The following is a 7013-nucleotide window of genomic DNA, read 5'->3' on the forward strand; positions in this document are numbered from 1 at the left end:
CCGTCTCCCTCATGCTTGCCGCCGCTACCGTCTCCGTCGCTGGTGCTCTTCTCCTTCTCAGGGACCTCGAACGGCCTCAATGACGGCTTTTCGCCCTCGTGCTTACCTGCCATCTGGGGGCCTTCCTCGCCTCGTAACGAACGGCCTCCGCGACCATATGACTACTTTCCGTTACTGACAAGAGGCCATTCAGTTACGTGAGGGAGACCCCCCGTGCCCGCTCGTCATGGATCTGCCTCGCCGAGCGCGAGCACAACGTGATCCACTGGTCGAAGTACGACCGGAGCGGCCACGTCGCCGCCATGGAGGCCCCTGACCTGCCGGTCGACGACGTGCGGGCGTTCTTCCGGAAGGTCCGCCAAGCCCGGGGGTATTGCGCCTGACGCGACGTCAGCGCCTACCGTCGTCGATGTGAACGCACGACGCTGGAACATCGGCGACCTCGCGGCTGCCACGGGCGTGACCGTACGCACCCTGCGCTACTTTCACCAGATTGGCCTGTTATGCCCGGCCGAGCGGTCGGCCGCGGGGCATCGCGTCTACACCGGCGACGACGTTCGCAGGCTCTACCAGATCCTGGCGCTCAGGGAGCTGCGGCTGCCGCTCGCCGAGATCGCCGACTCGCTGGACGGCGCCGATCTGCAAGCGACGATCCAGCATCAGCTCGAGCTGGTCGAACGTCGGCTCGCCGCCCAGCACACCCTGCGTCGCCAGTTGCTCGGCGTCACACAGGCGCTGCGGGAGGCTCAGGAGCCGTCGATCGACCAGCTCATCGAGGCAATGGAGGCAATGATGCAGGCCCGGCACTTCACGCCCGAACAGCTCGCCCGATTCGAGGCCCGGCACCGAGAACTCGGAGAGGAGGGGTTCGCGCATCGGCTGCGCGGGCTCACGGACCTGGCCGCAGAGGCCGGCGGCTTCGCCGAACGCGGCACCGACCCGGCCGATCCCGCCGTCCAGGAGCTGGCGCGACGCTGGACCGAGGCGATGGCCGGGCTGGTGAACGGCGACAGGAGCGCTCTGTCGGCCCTCTACGCCAAGATCGACACCAAGGGAGCGGAGGCGGCCACGAAAGGCATCCTCAGCTCCCCCGCGTGGGACTACCTGAAGCGGGCCTTCGCCGCCGGCTACCCGGGCTCCGTCTGAACAAGGCGTCCCAGGCTAGACGGTCACCGCACCGTCCGAGGCGGAGCCGACGGTCGCCGCGTACTTGGCCAGCACGCCCCGCTCGACCGCCCGCTCCGGCCGTACCCAAGCGTCCCGCCGCACCCCCAGCTCCTCCTCCGGCACGTTCAGATCCAGCGTCCCCGCCGCGCTGTCGATGACGACCACGTCGCCGTCGCGCACCAGCGCGAGCGGGCCGCCCACGTACGCCTCGGGTGCGACGTGCCCGATGACCATGCCATGCGAGACCCCGCTGAACCGCCCGTCGGTGACCAGCGCCACCGAATCCCCCAGTCCCGTACCCACCAGCGCACCCGTGATCGACAGCATCTCCCGCATGCCGGGCCCGCCGGCCGGGCCCTCGTAGCGGACGACGATCACGTCGCCCGGCAGGATGCGCCCCTCCTGGATCGCCGCGAAACAGGCCTCCTCGCCGTCGAACACCCTGGCCGGGCCCTCGCGCCGGAAATCCGCCTTGCCGCTGAGCTTGAGCACACATCCGTCAGGGGCGAGCGAGCCGCGCAGGACGGCCAGCGCTCCGCGTGCCTTGGCGGGGTTCTCGACGGTCGTGACCACCTGCTGCCCCGGCGTCTCCGTCGCCGCCGCGGCGACGTCGGCGTACGTACGGCCGTCGACCAGGGCGGCGTCCGCGCGCAGCAGGCCCGCGTCCAGGAGTCGCCGGGCCACCAGCGAGGTGCCGCCGGCGCGCCACAGGTCGGCGGCGGTGTGCGGGCCGCTGGGCATGAGCCTGGTGATGATGGGGACCTGGCGGCAGATGGCGCCGATCTCGTCGACGCGCAGCGGCAGCCCGGCCTCGCGGGCGATGGCGAGCAGGTGCAGGACGGCGTTCGTCGAGCCGCCCATGGCGGCCACCGAGACGATGGCGTTGTGCAGGGCGTCCTCGGTGAGGATGCGCGAGGGCCTGGCGTCGCGGGCCAGCGCGTCCATGACGAGCTCGCCGACCCGCTCGGCCGCGGCGTTCTTCGTCTCGGCCACGGCCGGGATGTCGCCGATGCCGAACGGGGCCAGGCCGAGGAAGTCGGCGACGGAGGCCATGGTGTTGGCGGTGTACTGGGCGGCGCAGGTGCCGGGGCCCGGACACGCGTACTTGGCCAGGTCGTCCACGTCGGCCTGGTCGACCCGGCCGACCGCGCGCTCGCCGAGCGCCTCCCACATGTCCTGGATGGTGACGTCCCGGTCGCGCCAGCGGCCGGGCATCATGCTGCCGCTGTAGAGGACGACGGCGGGTACGTCCAGGCGGGCCAGCGCCATGATGCCCGCCGGTACGGTCTTGTCGCACCCCACGATGCACACCAGCGCGTCGAACCCGTGCGCCCGGCCCATCAGCTCGATCGAGTCGGCGATGATCTCGCGGCTGACCAGCGAGGCGCGCATGCCGGGGGTGCCCATGGTCAGGTTGTCGGAGACGGCGATCGTGTTGAACTCCATCGGCGTGCCACCCGCCCTGCGCACCCCCGTGGCGACGTGCGCGGCCAGTTCGCGCTGGGTGAGGTTGCAGGGCATCGTGCCGGTCCAGGTGGAGGCGATGCCGATCATGGGGCGGCGCATCTCCTCCTCCGACAGTCCCATGGCGTACAGGTGAGAGCGGGCGGGTGCGCGGTCCGGATCATCGGCGATGCTCATGCTGCCACCTTACGAACGAGCCGGCCGTACCGATCACTGAGGGCCCCCTGGTCGTTCCTTGACAAAAATAATTGTCGGTGGGAGGCTGCAACCATCTGACAAGGAGACGGATATGGACAAGGTCACTTCCAAAGACGGCACCCGGATCGCGTACGACCGCATAGGCCAGGGTCCGGCGGTCATCCTCGTCGACGGCGCGATGTGCCACCGCGCGGCCGGCCCGAACCCGGCCCTGGCCAAGGAGCTGGCTCGCAGCTTCACCGTCTACACCTACGACCGCCGAGGGCGCGGCGACAGTGGCGACACCGCGCCGTTCTCCCCCGAGCGCGAGATCGAGGATCTGACCGCGCTGGTGGAGGAGGCGGGCGGCACTGCCTTCCTGTACGGCATCTCGTCGGGCGCGGCGCTGGCCATGGCGGCCGTCGAGAGTGGCCTGCCGGTGTCGAAGGTGGCCGTCTACGAGGCGCCGTTCGTGGTCGACGACACCCGGCCGCCGATCCCGGACGACTACGTGCGGCAGCTCGAAGAGATGGTGGCCACCGGGCGCCGGGGCCAGGCGGTCGCCTACTTCATGCGCAAGGGCGTCAACCTGCCCGGCGCGGTCGTCGCCATGATGCGCTTCATGCCCGCCTGGTCCGGTATGAAGGCCATCGTCCACACGCTGCTCTATGACGTCGCGTTCGTGGCCGACTACGAACGTGGCAAGCCGCTGCCCGCCGCTCCCTGGGCCTCGGTCAAGATCCCGACCCTGGTGATCTGCGGCAGTAAGAGCCCGCTGTGGATGCGCAACGGCATGCGGGCCTGGGCCGACGTGCTGCCCAACGCCGAGCACCACACGCTCGACGGCCAGACGCACATCGTCAAGGCCGCGGCCCTGGCACCGGTCCTGGAGGGGTTCTTCCGATGAGATTCCGCGCCGTCGTCGAACTGGGCGGCAAGACCGCCACGGGCATCGAGGTCCCCGCCGAGGTCGTCGAGGGCCTCGGCGGAAGCAGGCGGCCCGCCGTCAGCGTCACGATCAATGGCTACGGCTACCGCAGCACGGTCGCCTCCATGGGCGGCCGGTACATGCTGCCGATCAGCGCCGAGAACCGGCAGGGCGCGGGGGTGGCCGCGGGTGACGAAGTGGAGGTCACGCTGGAGCTCGACACCGCGCCCCGAGAGGTGGCGGTGCCGGCCGACCTGGCCGCAGCGCTGGAGGACGCCCCCGAGGCCAAGCGCTTCTTCGAAGGGCTGTCGTACTCCCGCAAACTCCGCTACGTCCTGCAGGTCGAGAGCGCCAAGAAGGCCGAGACCAGGCAGCGGCGCGTCGCCGACACCGTCACCCGGCTCGCCAACGGTGAGGGCTGACCGCACTTTTGCGGACGAAAGCGCGTCTTTGCCAATCGAGTGGGCATATGGGCGCCATGGCTGAGTTCCTGACCGATATCAAGACCATTCGCGAGCGCGCCCGCGCCGAGATCGACAAGGGCCCGATCACCGACGCCTACGGCGCCGACCTGGAGCGCGTCATCCAGGTCTGCAACGAGGCCCTGGCCACCGAGCTGGTGTGCGTGCTTCGCTACAAGCGGCACCACTACACCGCGTCCGGGCTGCAGTCGGAGTCGGTGGCGGCGGAGTTCCTGGAGCACGCGGGCGAGGAGCAGGAGCACGCCGACAAACTCGCGGCCAGGATCGTACAGCTCGGCGGCGCGCCCGACTTCAACCCCGACACGCTCAGTTCCCGCGCCCACTCCCAGTACGACGAGAGCCGCGGACTGATCGACATGATCAAGGAAGACCTGGTCGCGGAGCGGATCGCGGTGGCCAGCTATACCGAGATCATCCAGTGGCTGGGCGACAAGGACATCACCACCCGGCGAGTGTTCGAGGAGCTCCTGGCCAAGGAGGAGGAGCACGCCGACGACATGCAGAGCCTGCTCGAACGCATTCCCTCCTAAGGACGAGCTAAGGACGAGCCGACGTCACCATTTCACCGGCAGTGACACCAGGCCCGCCGTCAGCGAGTCGGCGCGCACGCGCAGCTCCTCGACCGGCACCGCCAGCCGCATCCCCGGAAAACGCGGGATGAGCCGGGCGAACACCGCCTGCAGCTCGATCCGGGCCAGCGGCGCCCCGATGCAGTAGCGCGCGCCGTAGCCGAACGAGACGTGTGCCATCGCCTCCCGGGTGATGTCGAACCGCTCCGGGTCCGCGAACATCGTCTCGTCGTGGTTGGCCATGCCGATGTGCAGCAGAACCAGCTCGCCCGCCCGGACCGTGACCTCGCCGATCTCCAGATCGACGCGGGCGTATCGGGGGATGCCACCGGTGCCGTTCACCATGGGCACCCGGAGGATCTCCTCGATCGCCCCGGTGAGCAGCTCGGGCCCGGCCAGCAGGGCGTCCCACTGCTCCGCGTTCGCCAGCAGGAACAGCGCGCCCATGCCGATCTGTACGACCGTGGTCTCGTGTCCGGCGAACAGCAGGTTCATGGCCCGTCGCGCGATCTCGTCGTCGTTCGTGTCGGGCACCTCGATCATGCGAGAGATCACGTCGTCGCCCGGCGCGTGCCGCTTGCGCTCGACGAGGCTCTTGCCGTACTCGTACAGGTCGATCAGACCCTGCATCGAGCGGGCGTTGTCGGCGGTGTTGCCCGCCGCCTCCGTCCAGGCGCGGAACTGGTCGCGATCCTCGTACGGTACGCCGAGCAGCTCGCAGATGACCAGGATCGGCAGCGGCAGCGCCAGCGCCTGGTGGAGATCGGCCGGTGAACCTTGCCGCTCCAGCTCGTCGAGCAGCTGGTCGGTGAGCTCTTCCACGCGCGGACGGAACGCCCGCATGCGCTTCGGCGAGAAGTGCGGCTGGAAGACCGCCCGCATCCTGGTGTGGTCCTCGTGCTCGGTGTCGAAGTCGCCCATCGGGCCACCGAACAGCGCGGACTCGCCGATGCGCGCGGCGGTCTCGGGTTGGGGGTGCGAGCGGCCGAGCCGGTCGTCGTCGAGCAGGCGGCGCACGTCCTCGTAGCCGGTCACCAGCCAGGCGTCGTCGCCCGTGCTCGTCTTTACGCGATGCACCGGCCCCTCGGCCTGCAGCGCGCGCAGCAGGGGCGCCGGCCGGAGGAGCTCAGGCTGCTCGAAGGGAAGCTTGTTTACTGGCATGTGTACAACGGTATTTGTAGACTCGAAAGTAAACAAGAGGAGCGCGCATGGAAACCGTCCGGCGGATGCCCCGGGCCGAGCGTCGGGAGCAGATCCTCGACGCCGCGACGCGCGCCTTCGCGGTCGGCGGCTACACGGCCACCGGACTCGATGATGTGGCCACCGAGGCCGGCGTCAGCCGGGTGATCCTCTACCGGCACTTCGAGTCGAAGACCGACCTCTATCGGGCGGTGCTCGACCGGGCGGGCTCGCGGCTCGGCGAGCGGGTGGGGGAATCGGGCTACAGCGACCAGACGATCCCAGCGCTCATGCGGGCGGCCGACGCTGACCCGGACGGGTTCCGGCTGCTGTTCCGGTATGCGGCCCGCGAGCCGGAGTTCCGCGACCTCATAGACGACTTCACCCGCGAGTCCGTCCGGATCGCCCGCGATCATCTGGCCGCCAGGATCGTCGATCCCAAGTGGGCGGACTGGGCGGCGCGGCTGGTGTTCGCGGTGGCCATCGAAGGGGTCATCGCGTGGCTGGACGCCGGACGGCCCGATCCCGACACGGCGGCCGAGCGCGTCTCCCGGGCCGTCCACGGCGTCATCGAAGCGGCCTCCTGACCGCGAACTCCTGGCCAGAGGCCATCCGGAGATGCTGCTGTGCCAGGGATCGAAAATCTATAGTCGCCACGGTAGACATTCGTGGTTGTTGTGGCTAGTGTTTCTCCCATCGCAAGGAACGGATCCACGAGGGCGGCGCACGAGATACCCAGCGTCACGACGAGCCGCCCGGACGAGCGTGGATAGCAGGAGTGATCGGCAGAAGGTCGGACGTGCAGGGCCAAGAAGTCGCAAGGGGCCCCACACGTGAACGCGCTGCCAAAACGGCCACACGGGCCGCGGCAACACCGCAGTTGGAAATGAGAAGTAACCGGCAGAAGGTCGGACGTGCAGGGCCAAGAAGTCGCAAGGGGCCCCACACGTGGACGCGCTGCCAAAACGGCCACACGGGCCGCGGCAACACCGCAGTTGGAAATGAGAAGTAACCGGCAGAAGGTCGGACGTGCAGGGCCAAGAAGTC

General features: G+C 69.3%; 8 protein-coding genes. 6 read left to right on the forward strand and 2 right to left on the reverse strand.

Annotated features, from left to right (window positions below; translation table 11 throughout):
* Positions 1-197: 197 nt before the first annotated feature.
* Both AB0B64_RS32720 and AB0B64_RS32725 read left to right on the forward strand, forming a co-directional pair.
* Positions 198-383, forward strand: coding sequence for a hypothetical protein (locus tag AB0B64_RS32720; RefSeq protein ID WP_358181951.1), 186 nt, complete (start codon positions 198-200; stop codon positions 381-383).
* Positions 384-411: 28 nt separating this feature from the next.
* Positions 412-1146, forward strand: a complete 735-nt coding sequence (locus AB0B64_RS32725; protein WP_358181954.1) for a MerR family transcriptional regulator — start codon at positions 412-414, stop codon at positions 1144-1146.
* A gap of 15 nt (positions 1147-1161) precedes the next feature.
* On the opposite strand, the gene AB0B64_RS32730 is transcribed toward AB0B64_RS32725, so the two are convergent.
* Entirely contained in the window at positions 1162-2808 is a 1647-nt protein-coding gene (locus AB0B64_RS32730) for a dihydroxy-acid dehydratase (protein WP_358181957.1), read from the reverse strand.
* A 112-nt stretch (positions 2809-2920) separates the two neighbouring features.
* On the opposite strand from AB0B64_RS32730, the gene AB0B64_RS32735 reads away from it, so the two are divergent.
* Genes AB0B64_RS32735 through AB0B64_RS32745 form a run of 3 tightly spaced genes read left to right on the forward strand, consistent with a single transcriptional unit; the run spans position 2921 to position 4748 of the window.
* Positions 2921-3715, forward strand: coding sequence for an alpha/beta hydrolase (locus tag AB0B64_RS32735; RefSeq protein WP_358181960.1), 795 nt, complete (start codon positions 2921-2923; stop codon positions 3713-3715).
* Positions 3712-4158 carry a YdeI/OmpD-associated family protein gene (locus AB0B64_RS32740; RefSeq protein WP_357957746.1) on the forward strand — a complete coding sequence of 149 codons (447 nt, stop codon included), beginning with the start codon at positions 3712-3714 and terminating at the stop codon, positions 4156-4158. The genes AB0B64_RS32735 and AB0B64_RS32740 overlap by 4 nt, the downstream gene beginning before the upstream one ends.
* A 56-nt stretch (positions 4159-4214) precedes the next feature.
* The gene (locus AB0B64_RS32745; protein ID WP_358181963.1) at positions 4215-4748 is read left to right on the forward strand and encodes a ferritin-like domain-containing protein; all 534 of its coding nucleotides are present in this window, start codon (positions 4215-4217) and stop codon (positions 4746-4748) included.
* Positions 4749-4772: 24 nt separating this feature from the next.
* Here the strand turns inward: AB0B64_RS32745 and AB0B64_RS32750 are convergent, their stop codons facing one another.
* Positions 4773-5948, reverse strand: coding sequence for a cytochrome P450 (locus AB0B64_RS32750; RefSeq protein ID WP_358181966.1), 1176 nt, complete (start codon positions 5946-5948; stop codon positions 4773-4775).
* Positions 5949-5995: 47 nt separating this feature from the next.
* Here AB0B64_RS32750 and AB0B64_RS32755 point away from each other — a divergent pair, with 47 nt between their 5' ends.
* Positions 5996-6553, forward strand: a complete 558-nt coding sequence (locus tag AB0B64_RS32755; RefSeq protein WP_357957752.1) for a TetR family transcriptional regulator — start codon at positions 5996-5998, stop codon at positions 6551-6553.
* Positions 6554-7013: the final 460 nt, after the last annotated feature.

The sequence above is a fragment of the Nonomuraea sp. NPDC049129 genome (assembly GCF_040648495.1).
Classification (GTDB): Bacteria; Actinomycetota; Actinomycetes; order Streptosporangiales; family Streptosporangiaceae; genus Nonomuraea.

Bases quoted from the DNA above. Each gene is read 5' to 3' on its own strand.
- AB0B64_RS32730 (WP_358181957.1), bottom strand. From the start codon at position 2,808: ATGAGCATCGCCGATGATCCGGACCGCGCACCCGCCCGCTCTCACCTG.
- AB0B64_RS32740 (WP_357957746.1), top strand. From the start codon at position 3,712: ATGAGATTCCGCGCCGTCGTCGAACTGGGCGGCAAGACCGCCACGGGC.
- AB0B64_RS32745 (WP_358181963.1), top strand. From the start codon at position 4,215: ATGGCTGAGTTCCTGACCGATATCAAGACCATTCGCGAGCGCGCCCGC.
- AB0B64_RS32750 (WP_358181966.1), bottom strand. From the start codon at position 5,948: ATGCCAGTAAACAAGCTTCCCTTCGAGCAGCCTGAGCTCCTCCGGCCG.
- AB0B64_RS32755 (WP_357957752.1), top strand. From the start codon at position 5,996: ATGGAAACCGTCCGGCGGATGCCCCGGGCCGAGCGTCGGGAGCAGATC.
- AB0B64_RS32735 (WP_358181960.1), top strand. From the start codon at position 2,921: ATGGACAAGGTCACTTCCAAAGACGGCACCCGGATCGCGTACGACCGC.